At 58.0% G+C, this 18908-nt stretch carries 16 protein-coding genes; 6 read left to right on the forward strand and 10 right to left on the reverse strand.

Annotated features, from left to right (window positions below; translation table 11 throughout):
• Positions 1–160: 160 nt before the first annotated feature.
• Positions 161–340, reverse strand: a complete 180-nt coding sequence (locus EN846_RS29500; RefSeq protein ID WP_127285361.1) for a hypothetical protein — start codon at positions 338–340, stop codon at positions 161–163.
• A 152-nt stretch (positions 341–492) separates the two neighbouring features.
• A complete protein-coding gene (locus EN846_RS35385; protein WP_189340676.1) occupies positions 493–660 on the reverse strand; it encodes a hypothetical protein in 168 nt (55 codons plus the stop codon).
• 1323 nt (positions 661–1983) lie between these two features.
• On the opposite strand from EN846_RS35385, the gene EN846_RS29510 reads away from it, so the two are divergent.
• Positions 1984–3303, forward strand: coding sequence for a site-specific integrase (locus tag EN846_RS29510; protein ID WP_135898837.1), 1320 nt, complete (start codon positions 1984–1986; stop codon positions 3301–3303).
• Positions 3304–3453: 150 nt separating this feature from the next.
• On the opposite strand, the gene EN846_RS29515 is transcribed toward EN846_RS29510, so the two are convergent.
• Positions 3454–3693 carry a helix-turn-helix transcriptional regulator gene (locus tag EN846_RS29515; protein WP_128333228.1) on the reverse strand — a complete coding sequence of 80 codons (240 nt, stop codon included), beginning with the start codon at positions 3691–3693 and terminating at the stop codon, positions 3454–3456.
• Between the two features lie 165 nt (positions 3694–3858).
• On the opposite strand from EN846_RS29515, the gene EN846_RS29520 reads away from it, so the two are divergent.
• Complete coding sequence (locus EN846_RS29520) at positions 3859–4533, forward strand: hypothetical protein (RefSeq protein ID WP_128346100.1); 675 nt, start codon at positions 3859–3861, stop codon at positions 4531–4533.
• A 323-nt stretch (positions 4534–4856) separates the two neighbouring features.
• Here EN846_RS29520 and EN846_RS29525 read toward each other — a convergent pair whose 3' ends face one another.
• On the reverse strand, positions 4857–5069 hold the full coding sequence (locus tag EN846_RS29525; protein WP_128276450.1) for an AlpA family phage regulatory protein: 213 nt from the start codon (positions 5067–5069) through the stop codon (positions 4857–4859).
• A gap of 1382 nt (positions 5070–6451) precedes the next feature.
• The gene (locus tag EN846_RS29540) at positions 6452–7081 is read right to left on the reverse strand and encodes a hypothetical protein (RefSeq protein WP_245493291.1); all 630 of its coding nucleotides are present in this window, start codon (positions 7079–7081) and stop codon (positions 6452–6454) included.
• A gap of 932 nt (positions 7082–8013) precedes the next feature.
• On the opposite strand from EN846_RS29540, the gene EN846_RS29545 reads away from it, so the two are divergent.
• Positions 8014–8268 carry a hypothetical protein gene (locus EN846_RS29545; protein WP_128346098.1) on the forward strand — a complete coding sequence of 85 codons (255 nt, stop codon included), beginning with the start codon at positions 8014–8016 and terminating at the stop codon, positions 8266–8268.
• 26 nt (positions 8269–8294) lie between these two features.
• On the opposite strand, the gene EN846_RS29550 is transcribed toward EN846_RS29545, so the two are convergent.
• The 4 genes from EN846_RS29550 to EN846_RS29565 are packed head-to-tail and all read right to left on the reverse strand — an operon-like array spanning position 8295 to position 13440.
• Positions 8295–9356 (reverse strand): TfuA-like protein, encoded by a 1062-nt coding sequence (locus EN846_RS29550; RefSeq protein WP_128346097.1) that lies wholly within the window; start codon positions 9354–9356, stop codon positions 8295–8297.
• Complete coding sequence (locus EN846_RS29555) at positions 9353–10555, reverse strand: YcaO-like family protein (RefSeq protein ID WP_128346096.1); 1203 nt, start codon at positions 10553–10555, stop codon at positions 9353–9355. Before EN846_RS29555 ends, EN846_RS29550 begins: the two co-directional genes overlap by 4 nt.
• Position 10556: 1 nt before the next feature.
• Positions 10557–12683 carry an MBL fold metallo-hydrolase gene (locus tag EN846_RS29560; protein WP_348630840.1) on the reverse strand — a complete coding sequence of 709 codons (2127 nt, stop codon included), beginning with the start codon at positions 12681–12683 and terminating at the stop codon, positions 10557–10559.
• A gap of 4 nt (positions 12684–12687) precedes the next feature.
• Positions 12688–13440, reverse strand: coding sequence for a hypothetical protein (locus tag EN846_RS29565; RefSeq protein WP_128346094.1), 753 nt, complete (start codon positions 13438–13440; stop codon positions 12688–12690).
• 466 nt (positions 13441–13906) lie between these two features.
• Between EN846_RS29565 and EN846_RS29570 the strand changes: the two genes are divergently transcribed.
• The 3 genes from EN846_RS29570 (at position 13907) to EN846_RS29580 (ending at position 18296) form a co-directional block, all read left to right on the forward strand.
• The gene (locus tag EN846_RS29570; protein ID WP_189379543.1) at positions 13907–15670 is read left to right on the forward strand and encodes a radical SAM protein; all 1764 of its coding nucleotides are present in this window, start codon (positions 13907–13909) and stop codon (positions 15668–15670) included.
• Entirely contained in the window at positions 15667–16359 is a 693-nt protein-coding gene (locus EN846_RS29575) for a hypothetical protein (RefSeq protein WP_128346092.1), read from the forward strand. The genes EN846_RS29570 and EN846_RS29575 overlap by 4 nt, the downstream gene beginning before the upstream one ends.
• A gap of 260 nt (positions 16360–16619) precedes the next feature.
• Positions 16620–18296, forward strand: a complete 1677-nt coding sequence (locus EN846_RS29580) for a hypothetical protein (RefSeq protein ID WP_128346091.1) — start codon at positions 16620–16622, stop codon at positions 18294–18296.
• Positions 18297–18794: 498 nt separating this feature from the next.
• Here EN846_RS29580 and EN846_RS29585 read toward each other — a convergent pair.
• Positions 18795–18908 (reverse strand): transposase domain-containing protein (locus EN846_RS29585; protein ID WP_135913840.1); only part of this gene is annotated, 114 nt, incomplete at its 5' end.

An 18908-nucleotide genomic window follows, 5' to 3' on the forward strand; every position in this document is an offset into this window, starting at 1 on the left:
CGGACCATGGCGCGGCGGGCGTGCGGGCGCAAGATTCCTTGACGGTCCGCGCGCCCCATCGGCGTGACCGCCGCACGGGCTGTCGCGATCGCAGCGAGGAGTGCGAGAAAAAAGAGAATTCCGCGTCAGCCGCCGCTCTGGCCCATTCCGACTGAGCCCTTCAGCGTTTCATGAGGTCACGGCTGAACCTGACCTCGTGGCCGTACGAGCCGCTCGGCAGGTCGGCGGCGGCCTGGCGGAAACTGTCTTCTATCCGTGTTGTATAACGGCCTTCATTCTGAAGCCTGTCCCACAGGACAAAGCAGACCGCCAAGGCGATGACAATGAGCACCGGTCGCATCGGAAAATCTCCCTCAAGAAGTTCCCGACAAAGCGGCTGTATGATGAGCCTGCTTCAGGCGAAATACAAGCGATTGCTAATATATAGTTGCCAGCGCTTGGCGTGTACGCCTCTCGGTGGCGCCGCGACTTGGTGATGATCAGCTGGCCGCGCTAGCCAATGATGGCCAAGCCAATGGCAATGCCCAACCCGATGGCAATGCCCATCAGGAGCTTGCCGGCGAGATTGAGGGCGATGGCGCGGACGTTGGCGCGCACATCACTATGGGGCTGTGCCACAGCCCTTGTCAGGTCATCGAAAGTCGCTTCCACGGTTGCCACCCTGCGATCTTTTCAGGGTAAGCCTAAATCATATCCTCGGTTATGTGAATCCCCCTTTTGTTCTATGGCAACAAGCCACAGAAGGCGCCGGGAGGCGCATCTCCGCCGCAGGCCGAACCCCGCTTAGCGCGCACTCGCCCGGCGCGCGGTGGCCGGCCCGGGTCCGCGCATATAGTGGAGCTCCGGCCGGTAGCGTGGATGAACGAACTCGCGAAAAGCCGATGCCAACCGAATGAGGGCCAGCCCCAGGGCGGTGACCGAGAGCACCGCAGGAGGGCCGAACAGAAGTTTGTGCGACATCATTGTCCCAACCTCAGATGCCGGTGTCGATATGGAACAGGTCTTTTCGGCCGGCATGACTGAAGTTGTGGCAGCAAGAACCGTGCCACGCCTGGCCGGCGCACGATTTGCCGCCTGGGCCGACGCACGCCGGCGTCTCGGAATGGGTCATTTGCTGCTGGCACCACAATTGCACTGCCAGCAATGCCGGGTTGTTGGGACCGGCAATAGGGGCGTTTGGGGGCCTCGCCGCTCCGCGAATGGAGCGGCGAGGTTTCTGCTTTTCCGGCCGGGCCTTCTGGCGACGCGACATGTTCCGGCCGGCTGCTCTTGTCGATCGGCACTAGGAATTCGAAGTCGTGGAGCCCGTCCCCACCATCGTGCCGCCAGGCGGCGGCGTCGCCAGTCCGTAGGCCCCTCATGCCCCGGCGGCACATGGTCGCCGGGCCTTTTTTGGTCGGAGCCATCGGAACAAAGAGCGCGTCTGTCTGGTTTCGGGTGAGGGAGAGAAACCTGATGCCAGATCAAACCAAAGAGCGGCCCCCGCCGAAAGCCGACCACAAGAAGCCACCGGTGCATCCCCGCGACAAGGAATCATCATCGCCCGAGCCTGAACATGTCGACCCACCGCCGCGAGATGTGCGTGAGGCACCGTCACCAAATCCAAACGGAAATAAGAATGGTTGACCGGACCAGGCGATGAACGGCGGAGCGGTTGCGGCCTTTGGATATGGACGCATCCGTGGCTGCCTGGCCGGACTGGCTGCGCAACTTTCGCCTAAGTCTTTGGAAATGTTGGCTCCCCGGGCCGGATTCGAACCAGCGACCAACCGGTTAACAGAGGGTTTCCAATGTGATTTTCTGGATCAGCGTGCGACAGCCTGAATTTCTAAAAATTCTTTGAATAACAACAAATTAGTGTTTCATCCCGTCGCGACCTGTCGCAGCCGGTATCGACAAAGCGCGTGGTTTTGTGTAGATCATTCTGTAGATCACTTATGGACCCCCGGGCAACCGGTTGAAGCAAGATTGGTCGCTGGACAGATGCCGAAACTCGAACTCACCGACAAATTCTGCCAGGCTGCCAAGGCCGGTTCCGGCCGAAAAGTCGACTATTTCGATACGACCGTCAAAGGTCTTGTGCTGCGCGTCTCGGCGGGTGGGCAAAAGACCTGGTTCGCGGTTTACGGGCCGCCCGACAAGCGGCAATGGTTGAAGCTCGGCACCTATCCCGAGACACCGCTCGGCACCGACAAGGGCGCTCGCCAGAAGGCCAAGGACACTCGTGCAAGCGTGCAAGAGGGCGGCGACCCTGTGGCCGCCAAGAAAGCGCACGCCGCCTCGATGACCGTCTCTGATTTGGTCGAGAGCTATCTCACCCGCCGGGCATCATCGCGGCGGTCGGTCGATGAGATCGCGCGCCGGCTGCGCAAGAATGTGTCCGGCTATGACGCTGACGGAAAGAAGGTCGAGAAGGCATCATCTGGCTGCATAGGCGAGGTGAAGCTCGCGGACCTGCATCGTCGCGATATCACTAAGGCGATCGACGCGGTGAAGGACCGGGGCGCGGCCGTCGAGGCAAACCGGGTGTTCGAGGACATTTGCGCCATGATCCGATGGGGGCGCGGTCGTGGCGATCTGGACAACAACTTGACCGAAGGTATGGCTAGGCCGACCGAAACGGTCGAGCGCGACCGCGTGCTGACGGCCGACGAGATCAAGACGATGTGGGCAGCCTTGCCCGAAGCCGACATGCGGGAAAGCACCCGCCGCATTCTGCGCCTGTGCTTGGTTACCGGACAGCGTGTTGGCGAGATCGCCGGCATGGAGCACGGCGAACTGGACTTGACACGCGGCCTTTGGACGATACCAGCCAGGCGCGCGAAAAACGGCCGCGACCATATTGTCCCGCTGTGTGAAATGGCAATCCGGATCATCGGCGATCAGATCGCAGACGTGAAGGCGCTGTCGGAGCGCAAGGGCAGGGCGGTACCGCCTTTCGTTTTTCCTGGACCGGGCGCCCGTGCAGCCGTCACCGGCGCATCTGTCCCGAAGGCAGTGAAGCGAGAAGAGATCAGCAAGCGCGGCGTAGCGATGATCATGGGCATTGCACCGTGGACGCCGCATGACCTTCGGCGATCTGCTGCGACGGGCATGGAAGAAATCGGCATTTCGCCGTTCATCGTCGGGCATGTGTTGAATCACGTTTCGGCGACCAAGAGTACGGTCACGTCGCGGGTATATGCGCGCTACGACTATATGAGCGAGAAACGGGATGCCTTGGAGCGTTGGGCCGATCGGCTTGCCGGCATCATTGCAGGCAAGAGCAACATCGAACCTCTGCGAGCGAAGGCAGTTGCATGAACCGGTCTGCGCAGTCGCCGTTCGACCCCGAAACCCTTCTGCCGCTCGTCGAAGTCTTCGCGGTTGATCCCTCTGACTGCGGCCGCAATCGAATGATTGTCGGCTAATGGACGCGCTTTGCCTTGCCTATCGGGAGCTGTTTCACCGATCCTACGTCCTTTCGGAACGCCGTGACAAACGCACGCCGACACCACCGCCATTTTCAGGAATGAACTCGATGCCGGCATTCTCAAGCGTTTTCTGGAGGAGATATCGCGTTCCTGTTTGAGGAACAGAACGGTCGTTTTCGAAATTGCGAATGGTAACAGCACTCGCGCCGGAGCGGGCGGCGAGATCCTCTTGCGTCCATTTCAACAGCGCTCGTGCGGCGCGACATTGGGAAGAATCCATGCCGCAAACTGGTGATAACTCCCGAAAATCGCAAGCCTTTTCGGAAAACGTTGACAATGGCTTTCTAAAAACAGACAATCCTTTCGTTTTTAGAAAGCGACCGCACCGAGTGCGCGAACACCCGATGCGGCCTCACCAAAACCCCAGCTGTTAGGAGCTCGGATAATGGCTGATTCCGACAGTAGCATGAGTTCGTTTTTCGTCACCCGGCGGCGCTTGCTGGCGGGCACGGCCACGGCCGCGGCGGCGTGGCCCTTCCAGGTAAAGTCGCGAGCCGCCGAACTGACGGACGGCAGCAACGCGGCTGATCCTGCTCTTCGTCTGTGTGGCGACTGGCAAAAGATCCATGATGAGACACTGGCGCTGTGTCACGAACAGCAGCAGTTGGAGACACACCTCGCCAGGACCGTCGGCTTTCCCTGCGCCGAGGTGCGACTTGCCGATGGTACGAACGTGACGCTCCATTCCATCGAGAGTCTGAACGATGCCTACTCTCCTGAAAATGAAGTCGAATGGGGCAGGGCGCTTGCGGATTTCGCGGCACACCAGGCGCGCTGGGACGCTGCTGATGCTGAGATCGGCTATTCGAGAACAGACGAACTGATCCGGCAATCGGAAACAGCCGAAAGCGCACTTCTGGAGGATCTACCGCAGACAGTGGCCACGTCCATCGAAGGCATTTTGGCCAAGCTCGAGGTCATCCTGCGTGACGGTGAGCACTGGGAACATCCAGACGATTTCCCCTGGCCGCATATCCGATCGGTGCTGGATGACCTCGCCCGCCACCATAAATATCGATCCGGCGACGATCGCCGGATCGATCGGGTAATCGATAGCTGACGGCTCTTATAGGCGGAGAGGAAGCTGTCTGCCTCAAGGGAAGCCTGATCGATCGCCGGCGTCACGGCCGCTCCGCTGAACGCTTGCTCTGTCAGCCTGAGGGCGGCCACCGATTCGGCGCGGGCTCTGAAAGGAGATAAGCGGCCAGACCCAAAGTTGACCTGGTTGAGCGTGAGGCCGACCATCGTTTCTGGTTTGCCGTGTTCGTTCGCCTCGGCGACGCTTGTAATGGACATGGCCCACTGGGCTCAAGCAATAGCCTCGCCGCCGTGCCGCTGCGTCTCGATGAAGCCCAGTTTTCCGCGCAGTGTACATCACCCTCATCACGCCTTGTCGCCCTGGTCTTGTGGACGCCACGAAACGGGATTGGAGATCCAGCGACTGATATCGGATTCGTGCCAGCCTGTACCGTGGATACTGATCTGAATCTGGCGTGGGAAGGTGCCTTTGGCGATCTTGCGATAGATCGTGGATCGGGACAGACCGGTCCGGGAAAGAACGGTTTTCAGGCGGATGATACGGTCTGGTTCGAGCATGGTCGCGCTGCCTCTGTTGGCTGTTCTTGATTGCTCCTGATCCAGAGAGGACAGACACTTACGGGCGTGCAAGAGGTTTTCCGCCGACGTTGTACCCCGGCCTAGAGACGGCGGCAAATGGGATGGGTTTAGAGTCCAATGCCACGGCCCCGCCCAAGCTCGATACCGTGATTGAAGGCGTTCTAAGTCCGAAACAAAGGCCTGACACTGAAGAATCCGTGCCCTGAGACAGTCCATACGCGCCCCGAGTCCAGTTTGCCTGGGGTTCCTGGAAGCTTTTTCGAACTTTCTGCCCCTCCAGCCGAATTGCGTGCGCTTTTCAAGGAAGTTGGCGGATCTGGATCCGCGGCGGTGCAAACTTGAGCGAGGCGCCTATTGGGGGTTCGAGTCGGTAGAGCGCTACCGCCTTTCCCCCCACTCTGAGGGCATGCGATATTTTCTACAGTGTCGAGCGTGATGCGCCTGGCTCGGTGCTGCAAAGACCGAAAGGGAACGGGAGAGTCTGACCCGAAAGCTATCCACGGCCCCAACGGCTGCTTTTCGCAGCAAGTTTAGCCGTGGACGCCGGCTTCGCAGCTTCCGGAAACCGGATCTGCCGGCGATCTCGCTTGAGGTCGTGGTTGCACCAATGAAACGAATTCGCTCGCGCGGGAGCACGCGAGTTTCGAGGCTGGCGCGTAGGTGGCGGCGTTGGTGGGGCGGTGAACGACCAAGGGTGACGGGCGGTCATCCGCTCCGAGCATGAGGGGTCAACCTTCTGCTTGAGAGGAGCATCTGATAATCACCGATCCTTTGCATCCATCCGGCAGTTCGCTGCGCGAGCGCATGATCGAAGACACGCGCCGGGACTATATCCGCTGCGTTAAGAGATTGGCGGCCGTCATCGGCCGCTCGTCCGACACGGCGACGGCTGAGGATCTCCGCCGTTTCCAGGTTCACCAGACGCAGGCCGACATGCAGCCACCAGGCATCACCAGCGCGGTCTCGGCGCAGGGCTTCTTCTGCATGGTGCTACGACCGGCAAATGAGTGTAAGAGAGGCTGTTTTGATGCGACCTTCTTGATGTTCCTTCATAGTGACTGGTCTGGCCATCAAGGACCCTCCGTCCGGAAGTCGGCGTTTGGGTCTTCCTCGACAATAACGTAGTAGAGTTTAGTATCTATAAAGCCGCCCCGCTGCAGTCCCCACTCTACAACGCGGCCAACAGCGTAGTCCCGACCTTCCCGCCAGGGGATTTGATCCACGGCGCGAACGGCCGCCTCCTCCAATGATAGTGCGCGCCCTTCGTATCGTTCAGTCATGATACACTCCTTTCGTTAAGAGAGCGACGGCGTCCAGTAGGAGGGATGCTCCGATCCGCGCATCCGTCTCATTTCCACGATCTAAGCCAATCTCACACAGGACCAGCCCGGTCCAAAATCGACAATTCGAGCGACTCCGTTTTGCTCCGCGGACTTCACGAACGGCAAATCGGCCTCCAGCTTTTTGCACAAGCTTTGCTCGATGAATGGTTGACAATTCCCGGTCCAAAAGAAGTCGGACCCTTGCACGTTCTTCAACCCCTCCGCCTCCAAGCCAGCCTTCACATCGCTATCCTTGTATCCGGTCTTGACTACAATCATCAATTCACCCGCAATTTTGGGGAAAATGATGCCCGTGCTGCTACGATTTAGAACACTCCTCAAAGTGGCGGCTGAGAAGTCCGGGAAGTCTGGATCGCCTCGCCCGTGTGCTTGCCAGTACACAGAAACCCCGACTGCCGCGTCTAGGCCAACATCAAGTAGAAAAATGAACTCGGGAGGAAAGATGACATCTTTCCCCGAAACTCCTTGAACAAGGTACAGTTCAAAGCTTCTTGTAGGAGGGAGCTTCGCACCGAAATCGTCAAGCGCCTTCTGGGCAATGGCGCGACATCTTTTTTCCGGACTTTGCAGATCGTCTTTCACCTTTGCATGTGCGGCCCGCATCAGGTCGGCTTGTGTCGTTAGATGAACGGGCTCATTTCGGTCCATGGTTCTCTCCCTCATACCAGCATCAACTAATTGGGTGATTTCATAATATCTGGACTGACAAGTTTTGGCTGGGCGGTATACCGGGAACCCCTTGAGGACACCGCGCGGCTTCCATCAACTTCGTCATTAGCTAGTTGAATGTCAGTCAAATTGCGCAAAAACGACTTCAGCGCATGGTGACGGCAGCATAACGGCTCCAACCGCGGATGGCCAGTCAGTCCGTGCAGGCGCGCATCCGGCGATGCCGCACAGGCGGGCCGTAGACAATCAGGCAGGCAGAGAGGACGGTGATGAGAAGAAGTCATTCGGCACGGTTGCGCCGCTGATGTTCTCAAGGAGTCAAATATCTCGAGAAGGAGACTACCCTACGATGTCCGAGATGGGTTGGAACCGGACCGGCAACTTAATGCTTGAGCCGACCAAAACCCGACGGACGGTGAACGGTCCCAAAGCCAACGTCAGACAGCTCTACAATTGGTCATCGGCTGGACTTCCTGGAAGCTTTTCGGACTTTCTGGGTCGCACCTCAGATCGAATTGCGGGTGCTCATGGACAAAGCGGGATACTAGGTTCGGCCATTGAAGTAGGCTTGCGCATAGCCTGAAATCGGGCTGTCACGCGGATCGCGAAGATGGAGCGTTCGCAGTGACCCAACAGTTCTAGCGGGCCATTATCGAGATGCTGCTGGGTCTGGCAGCGGGTCGATTTCGTCGGTCGCTGATCAAACCAGCGATCCGAATGTTCAATCGAGGATGCGGCCGAAAAGGACTCTGCCATCCCGAGCAACTCAGGCGCACCAGCTGAGACATACTCATTCAGCGCATAAATTGCTACTGATAGAATGCGGCCACTGGTTGCGTAACACAGCAATTTGGCCTAGACTGCGTTGTCACGTGCACTAGCAGTCTGTCTGCAATTGGAGGACATTGCATATGGCTAAGAAAAAGCCGGTTGACACTTTATTGCACCAAGTCAATGACGCGGAGAAATCCGCAGCGGTCCCCGTCGACGTCACGGTCACAATCTCTGTAAGTGCGGCTCAACTCGACGCCTACAATACATTGAGCGAGGCTACCAAGGCTAAACTTGGCCCGCCCGTATACGGGCTCGTCATGAGCGCCGAGGAGCTGAAGCGTTTGGCAGCAGCGAATGGCGGCGTTGGCTCGACAATCATGTGCCCCTGGTAACCAACAGCAAGCTTTGATGCTTGGGTTCAACCAGGGTCGCGCGTACTGATCGCCAAACTTTCGAATGCACCGCGCCTGAGTGACTGAAGTTTCCTAAGGCGTCTGACAAACAGAATGTCGTTGACCAAGCTCCAGAACGACGCCTCGGTTAGCTGTTGCTCTCTCAGCCATTCTTCTTGCATACACGGTTCGAAGGCGCCGTGCGATATCAGATATTCAGTCGCGCAACTGCTTACCTCCATGGGGTGAAGTGTCCATCCCAATGTAGCGGCTGTTTCACGCGCGACCGCACGCAGGCCGGCGCCGGCCTGCGTCGTGAAGTTTGTCCATTCTTCGTCGCTCATGGCGGTTTGCGGATGCGCACGCTCCCCTTCCTCCAATCGATGAAGGAAGATAGTGTTCCTCAGTTCAAAGTTTGGACCTACATCCTGTGCGGGTTTGCAGGTCCACGCACTAAGCGCGCGGAGCAGCTTGGAGGCATCTCTTGCCTTTACACCCGGCGCACCTCGGTGAGTGAAGTCGAAGAAGCGAGAAACCGATTCATTGGTTTGGGTTTGCAACAGCGCCTGCGCCAAGTTGTCCCAAGTTCGATCTTTGAAGTGCAACTGTTGTGCACAGCTAACGGCGTCCGCTAGAAAGTCTGAGCTGACGACACCTTCTCGAGTAGCCTCACTTGCAAAGTCCCGGATATCAACCGTCGAGACCGTTAGCGGGGCATAGCCCAACTCGGCTGGTGCATGCAGGACTGCGACCTCGTCATCCGCAGTGATGAGCCCGGCCTTGTACCACCGATAAACTTCGCCAAACCCGATCATCCCAAACTGATCGAGTTCTGCCGCCCGCAGTGCGCCCATGCTTGCGGCGCCGAAGACTGGAATCCCGACCGACAGCGCCAGCAGCAGTTCTTTGTGCCATACCGCCGGAACCGCTTCGAAGAAGCCATCGATGATACCGATGCAGCGAGGTCGCCGTTCTATCGCACGGATGATGTCCCCCTGCTGCACCGGTGGGAGGAACACGGCGTCGCAGATTTTGGCTGCCTCTGCACGCGAAATGCTCGGGCCAACGAAGACGAAGATCTCTGTCATGCCGAGTGGCCCCGCAACCTGCTCATGGCGCGAGCGCCCGGCAGGTAAGAGGGGGAGTCGTCGGCCCCTTCCAGACCTGGCGCCAGCATCTTGACGACGGCGTAGGGACGGTCCGGTGGCGACAGCTGCACGGACAGCACTGAGCCAATGCCGATTTTCCTAAGAGCTCGACAAATCGTGTCAATCGGTTGATCGTAGTCACGGATGTTCGCTAGGTCATCGAAAGAAAGGGCCCCGTTTTCTTGGGCCATTGCCCTAAACGAGCGCATTGTGAGGGCGGCCGAGGCATAGCGGTCCCGTGAGAGGTCGTCCCGTGCACCAGCGATAGCCGTTAGTCTGCTCTGCGCTGCCTCAAGTAAGGCGCTCCAGAGAGCTTCTTCGCGATCAAGATTGCAGCCCGATCCGAATGCTGCAGCGTGGAGCGCTGAAGTGGCAGATGCCGTCTCGTCGAACAAGATGACCCGATAGGTGGGAATCCCCACATCGCTCGTGCAATCCCAAATCATCGGAATGATGCCAAGAGCCAGAAGGTGATCGATGATGTCTCGCGTCCTACGGCTCGTCACGGTGCTGACTATCACCCGGCCGGCGTGTCGTTCCGCCTCGCTCCAAAGTCGAAAGAGGGCAAGGGCATCTCTCTCAACAAGTTCGTAGAGGGCATGCGTTGCCGCCTCCTCGAAACTGTTTCCTGCGGCAAGGCCGTTCGTGCTTGTTAGGAACGCGCCGCTTCCCTCTAGCCGTGGCACAGTGGTGTCGGCATACACAGCCTCATATGGAACCCAGATCCGGTCGCCAGTGGACCATTCAGAGGCTTGGCACCAGAACATCGGCTGTCTGGTCCCGAAGAGCGAGTCCCTAACTTGCGGCAGTGCCCCAACGTCGACCACCTGGCTCCGACGGACCAGGCCCTCGTAGGTATCGAGATTCAAGGGCAGGTTAGGGCACTCAGCATGGGAACTCTCGATTGCCTCCATCGCGGCGGCAACACGGGCCCGCGCAGCAGTCTCGCCCTTGCCCTGCGCGACTGATAACGCGCGTGAATTAGGGCGTACGGCGATCCAGACGGGTATTCCGATGCGGTCGAGACCGGTGATGTCTCCAACGCGAGTGATCCCTCGCTCGGCCAGGTAGGGTCGGATGTTTTGCCAAGTCGCCTCGACAGAAATAGATCGATGCTCCATCAACAAGCTGACCTTCAAGTTATGTCTCTGATGAAAGCATAGAAACGAAGAATGAGTACTCGTCTCCGACCGCGACAGATGTTCGTATCGCGCTCACGCTGCGATACGTGTTATGAACGAGGCGTACAAGAAGCAGCGCGAGTGCTATTTCGACCCGGCTGTAGGTTTTCAGCAAAGACTCAGCTTGGTCGGGCAGCGACACGTCGCTATGGGTGATCGCGAAGGTCTCATCTCGCCCTCCCGTGCCAATTCGACCACGAATGCTGAGTGGCAGTTTTAGCAACCCTTGGGCAATCATGGCGACGAGTTCAGACGGCAGACTCTGGAACGGGTAGCCGGTAAAGATCTGACGCCACCTTGCGATCGGGGCGTCAGAGTCGCGTAGGACGAGAAAACTCTGCCTATGCAGGTCCTCGAAAATACCGAGCCAGTTGCGGTGGTCTGCAAACTGGCCCGCGGAAATTGGCACTTCCGAACGCGTGTACCACGAACCCGGTGGTTGAAGCCGACCGACCATGGTCCAGAGGAAATCGGCTTGTGCGTCAGACGCACAAACGATCTCACAGAAGTCGCCGTCCGCGACCAGCCAAGCGCGTGGATCTAGTTTTGTAACCTCGCTCAAGTGTGGGAGCACGGATGTCATAACTACTCCACCCGCCGCGAAAGTGCGCGGCGCGCTTGTTGGCTTGGTCTTACCGAACTGTCTCGCGCCCGGTTTCGATACCCCTGTGGCCCACCACTTTCTCGCAAGCCCTGTCGCCCCTTGGCCCGCGGCTAGCTTGAGCGGGCGAGCACTCGACGTGATTACAGTGTCTTCGTCGTCCGTTCGTTCGAGCTCATCGAGCCCCGCATAGAAGGCTGAGGAACTCGTCTCCATCATTGGATCGGGTCCGAGCCCCAGCTCCGCGTACCATCGTGCGCCGCCCATCGCGTAGGGGACCACTCGCTTGGCGCCGATGATATCGGCGATAGACCAAAGACCATCGGCATCGAGCATGATTTGCTGAGGAACTTGGAGTTCAGCGTCAGGTATGTAGCAGAGGTAATGGGGAACCGAACTTATCAAGTACTGAGGAGGAAATAACCGCCACCGTCTGTGATTTCCGAAGAGAAAGTCGACCCGTCCATGATCCCTCCGGACGTGACGAGCCACGCCAACGGCGCTTCCCCAAGGGTCCGAGCCACTGTCGGCCAACAAAAGACAAGATGGACCACCGGCCGGCTTCACGAGGTAAATGTTCCCGACCATCCTGTCGTCGCGCTCAGCGATCGCATGGCCTCCTAAGGGCTGTTCTCCGTGAAATGGAAGCGCAACAATCTCAAACCGACCTACGCTGTAGCTTTCCCCCCACCGCATTTGTCGAACATTGTCGAACCCGAGCTGACGGAGGCGATGTGAGAGGTCGAGGGTAAGGGGCGTCTCGCGCTCAACCATCGGTATCAGAAATTGCGTATCCTCAGGGAACAATAGGAGCGAGCCCGGATCGAAGTGGTCCGGATGCGAATGAGTAATCGCGACCACATGAATTGCTTCCGGCATGTCCAGGGGCCCCAGCGGTTGATAGGTCGCGGGGTAAGCGAGACTCTTCGGACGCAAGAACGGGTCGGTCCATACTCGGACATCTCCGTCGGTCCACGACACGCATGCGTGACCCACAAACAACGGCTGGAGTCGCGGGGACCGCTGGATCCGCCGCGCGAAGTTGGCATTGCGTAGTATACCGTCCTGTCGCTGCAGAAGCCGGCCCAACGGGGGTACGACCGCGTTGTTTGAGCGTAGGCCCGCTCGAAGGTTGCGGAGGGACTGGGGATCGAGAGGAATAGAGGCGAAAGTCGAATGATCGCTGGTACGAATGAGGCATGCCGACGGCTGCACTGCATTTCGATCGATATGCCAGAAGTCCTGATCGTTGATAGCCGCCTGATACGTGGGTGCTGCGCGCTCCTCTAGAATCGCTTCGACGATTTCTCCGGATGCCAATCTCGGCCGGCCCGCATGGCGGGACCGCAATCGCCTCAGTCTATCAAATGTCCCAGAATGAAGTGTGTTTCTGATTGTCTGTTCGAGGCGACCAGAAAGCGTAGTTCCATATTTGGTGGTGTCATTCCAAATAACCCGAGTCTCGAAGAAATCGGCTGATGACACTGTGCTACCTCGCCATAAGCTCAGGGGATGTTTGGGCCAATGCTAGGCTCAGCAAGTCCCTCTGAATCTCCCCGTCGATCATCCACATGTTGAATATTAGGTTCAGGCACTGTAGGAGCGCCGGGCTAGCAGCAAAACCCCGCTCAGCCGAGACCGGCAACGCCGGAAGCAGCGCAGATGGATCGCGCGTAGAACGGGTGCGTACGAAACTCTGCGGATAGAACCTAGTTGTATTGAACTGCTGGAACCGAGAAAGCAGTTCCCAGACGATCCAAGGGTCAGCTTCAAAGTGGCTGAGAAATCTTGTTGCAAAGCGAGACCAGCACGTCACTACGTCTTCCTCGATCACTGGCGCAGCAAGATAGGCTACTGCTGATGCAGTCAGTACGCGGTCGATCGATCGCCGAAAGGCATGTGGGAGGAGGCCGGCCTGATCGAAGTACGATCCGTACGATAAAAACTCGAGCCACGATCTGCGCCTCGAACCAAAGCGGTCGACGATCGATAAGATTTCCTCACGGGCTCCCACAGCACGAACGCGAAGTTTTAGCCCGGGATGCTTATGTAGAAAGAACCAGGCCAAATTGGTGTCTAGCGCGCGCATTTCCTCGGCCAGAGCGCTCACCTCTCGCCAAAAATCTGCATCCTCTTCAACAGTTGGCAGACAGATCAGACGAAATTCGAGTTGCAGCCAGTCGTTCACGATCGGAATTGTGACGATGTCTCCAACATCCCGGGACATCTCCACAACCGTCAATGAGAACGACTCCTCCGATATCGTTCGCAATCGGCTCAAAGCTTCACCATTGATCAACTCGCCTTAATGACGCATGCTAGCTCCATTCAAGGTGATATTGCTAGCTATTTTGGGGTGGCTGCCGTTGCTTGCAACGCTTGTATACCCGCCGATGGGAGACCCGAGAGCGTCTCAACTTGCGCTGCCTTCGCTAGCTGCGTGGCTCAGAAGAGGCGGCCATACTGTCAATCTTGTTGACCTAAATTTGGAGAGTATTCAGGTACTAGCGTCTCGGGCCTTCCAAGAGGAGTTATCGCGACGTGTAAGGCGGCTGCCAGCGAAGGACAATGACGCGTCGCGGCAGCGACTTATCCGTGTCGCGCAAAATGTTCAGGAGCGAATTGAGTGGGCGCTCGACGTGTTGCGAAGCCCAGTCAGCTTCTTCGACGCGGTTTCGCACGCGACGGCTCGAGAGTTGCTAGAGCGAATGTTCAATGTCGCTAGTGCCGCCTCGGGTTTCGCCTTCGACTTCGGGTTGAGTCCCATACGCTATGACGTGCCGGGCTTTGATGCCGCAAGACTTGCTGATCTCATCGCGCTCCAGCGACGTCCGGAGGCCAACGCCTTTGAGGAGATCTGGACTGACCTCCTTGTGCCTCAGATGCTCGCACAGGCACCCGACGTGGTCGGTATCACTATTACCAACAGGCAGCAGATAGTGCCGGGACTGATGCTGGCGTCCATGTTGAGGCGCAGCGGACAGTTTGTTGTTCTTGGGGGCGCCGTATATACGAAGTTTGCGGCTCAATTGCAGTCGAGGCCAGAGTTCTTCGAGGCGTTTGCCGATGTCGTCGTCGTGTACGAAGGTGAAACGGCCCTTGAAGGCATTTTGGATGCGCGAGCTGCGGGTGAGGATCTGAGCGAAATTCCGAATTTGCTCTATCTCGACAGTGGTCGAGTGAAAGCGACTGTCACGCATGTTGAGAACGTCGGCCTACTACCGACACCCGATTTCGAAGGATTGCCGCTTTCGAGCTACCTTACGCCTGTCCCCGTACTTCCAATCCTCACCGGCAAGGGATGCTACTTCAACAGGTGCAAATTCTGCGACATTCCCTATATCAACCACGTTAGTCGCAAAGCTTATCGCATTCGGCCCGTTGAAAAGATCGCGGAGGATGTGCGCACGCTTTCGGCCTGGTTTGACGCGCGCCACTTTGTCATTACCGACGAGGCGCTGTCGCCGCGACTGCTGATGTCGCTTTCAGATGCGCTGCGCCCGGAAAGCGGTTCCTTCAACTTCACCGGCTATGCCCGATTAGAAGATGGTTTCAATGAGGAGGCCTGTAGGAAGGTCGCGGCGATGGGGATGCGCAAGCTGTTCTTCGGACTGGAGTCGGCCTCTCAAACGACCGTCGACCACATGTCGAAGGGGATAAACATAGCCGCCGTGCCCCGGATCCTGCGAGACTGTCGAGCCGCTGCCTTGGACTTCCATATCTTCTCTATTGTTGGATTCCCCGAGGAGACAGAGGAGGTGGCGCGCCAGACTTTCAACTTCTTCATGGACAACGCGGAGGTTATCGGTTCTGCCGGAAGCAGCTTCGACATCCATCCCTTTGGTCTCGAACTAAGGACACCATATTTCGAGGAGCGAGAGGCCGTCGGCGCAGTGGTTCCCATCGCAGCGCTGGAGCGTGATTTCGTCATCGGACTGCGGCCGGAAGAGTGGCGCAATGTCCGTGGGATCAGCCCGGATCGGGTGGCGCACCTCATCGATGAGGATTTCCTACCTGCGCTGCGTCGCCGATATCGCGACTATCACGCCCGACGCTCGCCGCTGTTCCCCAGTACCGAAGAGTATTCTGTCCTTTACGGGGAGCACTACGCCGGTCGGGCATTCCCGTACCGCACCTCTGTTCCCTTGGAAGAAACCGCACGATTCAGTTTTCATTGGAACAAGAGCTGGCCGCTATTCCGGACCGAGGCAGGGGACTACCGAGCGGTTGCAACTAATTTTGAGATCCCGATAGACTCAAGACTGTTCGAGCTCATCACAATACCGCACGAACGAACTTGGGGAGAGTGCCTGACTATCGATGCAGGCGTGCGGTCGCCAGACGTCTTGAGATCTGTGCTCGATTTTTTGATCGAGATCGGTCTGATTTTTGTAATGTTGGCCGACGAAGCGCCAACGGCCGAAGTCTTCTACCAACCAAATATCACTCGGAACTTGGGGGCAGCGCAGTGACTTCAAAGATCGATTTTCAGGTGTTCTTACCGCAGGCGGCAATGCAACTCGCGGGCTGGGATGCAGCCTTCCCGCCGGGGCAACGCGAACTCTTGGCCAAACCCGAAATCATCAGAAAGGTAGTGAAGAACTCGTATGTCGACGGATACTGGAGAATACGGCGGACGACCCCATTGATCCTTGCGGCAATCGGTGCGTTCGACGAGGCGGGCGATCGAGAAAGCGTGATGTTTTGGAGCGAACATCTTTCCGAGGAGGGCGGTCATGATTTGGTGATGTACGACGATCTCGAGAGCATGTTCGGCGGCCCTGACGCAGTCCGAAATATTCTACAACAGCGCCCCATCTTGCCGCCGAGCGCAGCATTGGTGGGCTATTTCGAATGGCAGATCGCCCACAACAACGCGCATCTGCTAATCGTTCTACGCCTCCTGCTGGAGTGGCTGTTCTCCAACATGTCAGACGGTCAGGTGAGAGTGATCGAGGAACTCGTCCCAGGAGGGAGCCGAACCATGAGGTTGCATCGCGAAGCGGACCAGGGCCACGTCGAACCCTGTTACGACTACGTACGGCGAAACTTTTCCGTCTCCGACGATGTCGCGCTCGCATGGTCACTGAACTTCGCCGTCCAGTGCCTGCGTGAAAGTCAGATTTGGATAGCGCGCGAGATTCTTGGTCCGACACATTGACGTCGGCTCACTTCCGCTACGCTTGGATATCAACCCAAGCGTTGGAAAGTCTGCTACCTGGAATCGCCGGCGTCGCGCGCGTTGTCAGAGCGCGGGATGCTTGTCGCCGTGCACTTTCCCCGCTTCTAGAGCTTCCACGGATGCCACGGGCGCTAAGGCCGCTGGTCGCTTTTTCCACCGACCCGCTGCGACTGACTCGACCACCGACCTCGCGTCAGATCGCCCGAGCGCGCCAGCAACGTGGTTGGCGTGATGATGGCATGGCCGCCACTTTTCTCGATCGAGTAGAGGAACTCACTACTGCGCTGAGGCACTCAGAATCTCCCAACGATCTTTCCAGCGCCAGAGGCAGAATGCTCACGAAGCTAGTGGCGACCGATTTCCCCGTTCTGCTTCTCTGGAGAAATCCGTGGCTTGCCAAGCGGCTCTTCGAGGTCGTCGACGGCAAGACGATCATAAGAGGGGACGTCCTCCGATCTGCTCGCGAGACAGAACGAGCGTCGCGGACGATTCTCTCCTATTTGTTTGCGAGCATGCGCAATCTCTCGCCGCGCGATGCTTGGGTAGGGGCAGGTTTCGCCCGCATCGTTCACGGCATCAGCGATGAGTTGCCAATCGTGGTGCGACGAGATGATGAGGCGCTGGCTGTCGAGCCAGACCTGCAGTGGATAGGTTTGCACTGGGGCGGCCATTCTTCAGTTCCGATGCCAGCAGGCACTACTGCATGGGAGCATGCCGAGGCTTTGGCCGATGCAAGTAGGATGGAAGGTGGCATACGGAAAGCCGTGCTCAAGGAGGCATTTCGCCGTGCAACTTCGCTGGGTGACGGCCTCTGGTCCTTCCCTTCTGTCGCGCGCTTCCTCGACGAGACCTCAGCGCTTTTCAGGACGACGGTCTCGCCGGAATCATGGCTGCGCGATCCTCACCGGTGGTGGGTCTCGCGTTACATCACGACAGAGATGAGTACTGGCACCTCGCTCGAGAAAAGTCTGGCGGAGTCTTACGCTGAGGCTAGGGCCAGGGCGCTTGAGTCGGGTCTCGAAAACCGAGTGAAGGTGCCGGTTCCCAACGCGGCAGCAATTCCGTTGCCGCACCGTATGCTTGCTGCTGGGGCCTCTGTCATCACGACGGCGCCGGAGTTCATCGACTGGGTTGTAGATCCAAGAAGATCAGCGGCTAAGACAGGAGCGTGGCTGCCCGAGGAAGTACCGACCGATATCGCCTCAGTGGGCTTCTACGACAACGAAGGCTGCACGTTTCAATTCTGCGAACCCAACCCTTTCAGGGTGGCGGACCGGTTTGCGTTGCGTCTGGCGTCAGTCCCACAATACCTTGCCGGTGCGAGTGACTGTGTCGCTCTTCAGCCTCCCGTCGGGCTACATCAAAATACGTTGGTCCGCTCGAAAAGAACGGAGTCACCCCCTGGCGAGGACACGGCGGGGAGGGACGCATTCATCTTCTCGCCTTTTCTTTCGTCAGAGATGGATTCACTGCTGAGGGTCGAGCTTACGTCGCCATCCTACCACAGGGCTCCTGACATCGTTCCTATGCTGATAGAGTTGGAGGGTGCAACGAGATGCAGTTTTGGAGTCGTAGACCCTAGCAGCCGTGTGTGGGTGATCTCGCCGGAGGAAGGGCAAGCGATCGTGCGCGATGTGCGTAAGCCAGCGTTGCTTGCCAGCATCTACCTTTGCGAGATACACGAACTGCTGGGCCATCCGACCTGGGTTGATTTTCTGTTGGAAGGGAAACGCTCTGGGGCTCCGGTCTCGTCAATTTTGACATTCGATTGGCTGCTCGCAAAACTCAGGCGCGTCAATTCGACGGTCTCCATAGCCGCTCCTCGCCGCATCACATGCAGCGCGTTAGTACAGGACACATACGGGCGCGCGATACCATCCCAAGTCTATCTGCGAAAGGAAATGCCGGACGGCTAAGACACATCGATTGGGACGATCTCAACAGTCAACCACGCTCTTGCACTGCCACCGTTGCTCTGATGCCATCGAAGAGTTGCGTGAGTATTGCAGTGGTTCGACCAAATGGGCGGTACTGGTCGCAACTTCTGACCGGTTGGCAACTCATTGCCGCCAAAACGGTGCCTTTGCTCCTGCCGAGGTGTTAATCATTCTCCGCAACCGCCAGGGCGTGGCGTCAGTGCAAAAACACTTTATTGGAGGCTAGGTCGGCTTCCTAGTCCAGTTATCTCGAAAGCGGACCGACCGCATCCGGCCCCAAACGCGACATGCTGCTCTGCTTCCACTGCCTGAAAGCGGCGTTCGCGCAGTCCATTCGGAAGGCTGCCGTCGGTTGCTGCTTGGTGAGTTTGCCACCTTCTCGCACCGGCAAGGGCATCGGTGATCCATACCCTGAGAGGTTTATTCGCCGGATCCGCTTTGATCTGATCGAGGTGAGCACGACCGTAAGCGCTGTTCTCAGGCCACGGCCCTGAGTTCGGGAGCCGGGATGTAGGCCCAGGGCAGCAGGTCGTCGATCTGGCTGTTCGGGTGGCCATTGACGATCCTGGTGAGGACATCGGCGAGATAGCC

The sequence above is a fragment of the Mesorhizobium sp. M4B.F.Ca.ET.203.01.1.1 genome, from assembly GCF_004791025.1.
GTDB lineage: Bacteria > Pseudomonadota > Alphaproteobacteria > Rhizobiales > Rhizobiaceae > Mesorhizobium > Mesorhizobium abyssinicae.

Excerpts from the sequence above, each read along its gene's own strand:
- EN846_RS29500 (WP_127285361.1), bottom strand. The coding sequence starts at position 340 with ATGCGACCGGTGCTCATTGTCATCGCCTTGGCGGTCTGCTTTGTCCTG.
- EN846_RS29510 (WP_135898837.1), top strand. The coding sequence starts at position 1,984 with ATGCCGAAACTCGAACTCACCGACAAATTCTGCCAGGCTGCCAAGGCC.
- EN846_RS29515 (WP_128333228.1), bottom strand. The coding sequence starts at position 3,693 with ATGGATTCTTCCCAATGTCGCGCCGCACGAGCGCTGTTGAAATGGACG.
- EN846_RS29520 (WP_128346100.1), top strand. The coding sequence starts at position 3,859 with ATGGCTGATTCCGACAGTAGCATGAGTTCGTTTTTCGTCACCCGGCGG.
- EN846_RS29525 (WP_128276450.1), bottom strand. The coding sequence starts at position 5,069 with ATGCTCGAACCAGACCGTATCATCCGCCTGAAAACCGTTCTTTCCCGG.
- EN846_RS29540 (WP_245493291.1), bottom strand. The coding sequence starts at position 7,081 with ATGGACCGAAATGAGCCCGTTCATCTAACGACACAAGCCGACCTGATG.
- EN846_RS29545 (WP_128346098.1), top strand. The coding sequence starts at position 8,014 with ATGGCTAAGAAAAAGCCGGTTGACACTTTATTGCACCAAGTCAATGAC.
- EN846_RS29550 (WP_128346097.1), bottom strand. The coding sequence starts at position 9,356 with ATGACAGAGATCTTCGTCTTCGTTGGCCCGAGCATTTCGCGTGCAGAG.
- EN846_RS29570 (WP_189379543.1), top strand. The coding sequence starts at position 13,907 with ATGTTCAATGTCGCTAGTGCCGCCTCGGGTTTCGCCTTCGACTTCGGG.
- EN846_RS29580 (WP_128346091.1), top strand. The coding sequence starts at position 16,620 with ATGGCCGCCACTTTTCTCGATCGAGTAGAGGAACTCACTACTGCGCTG.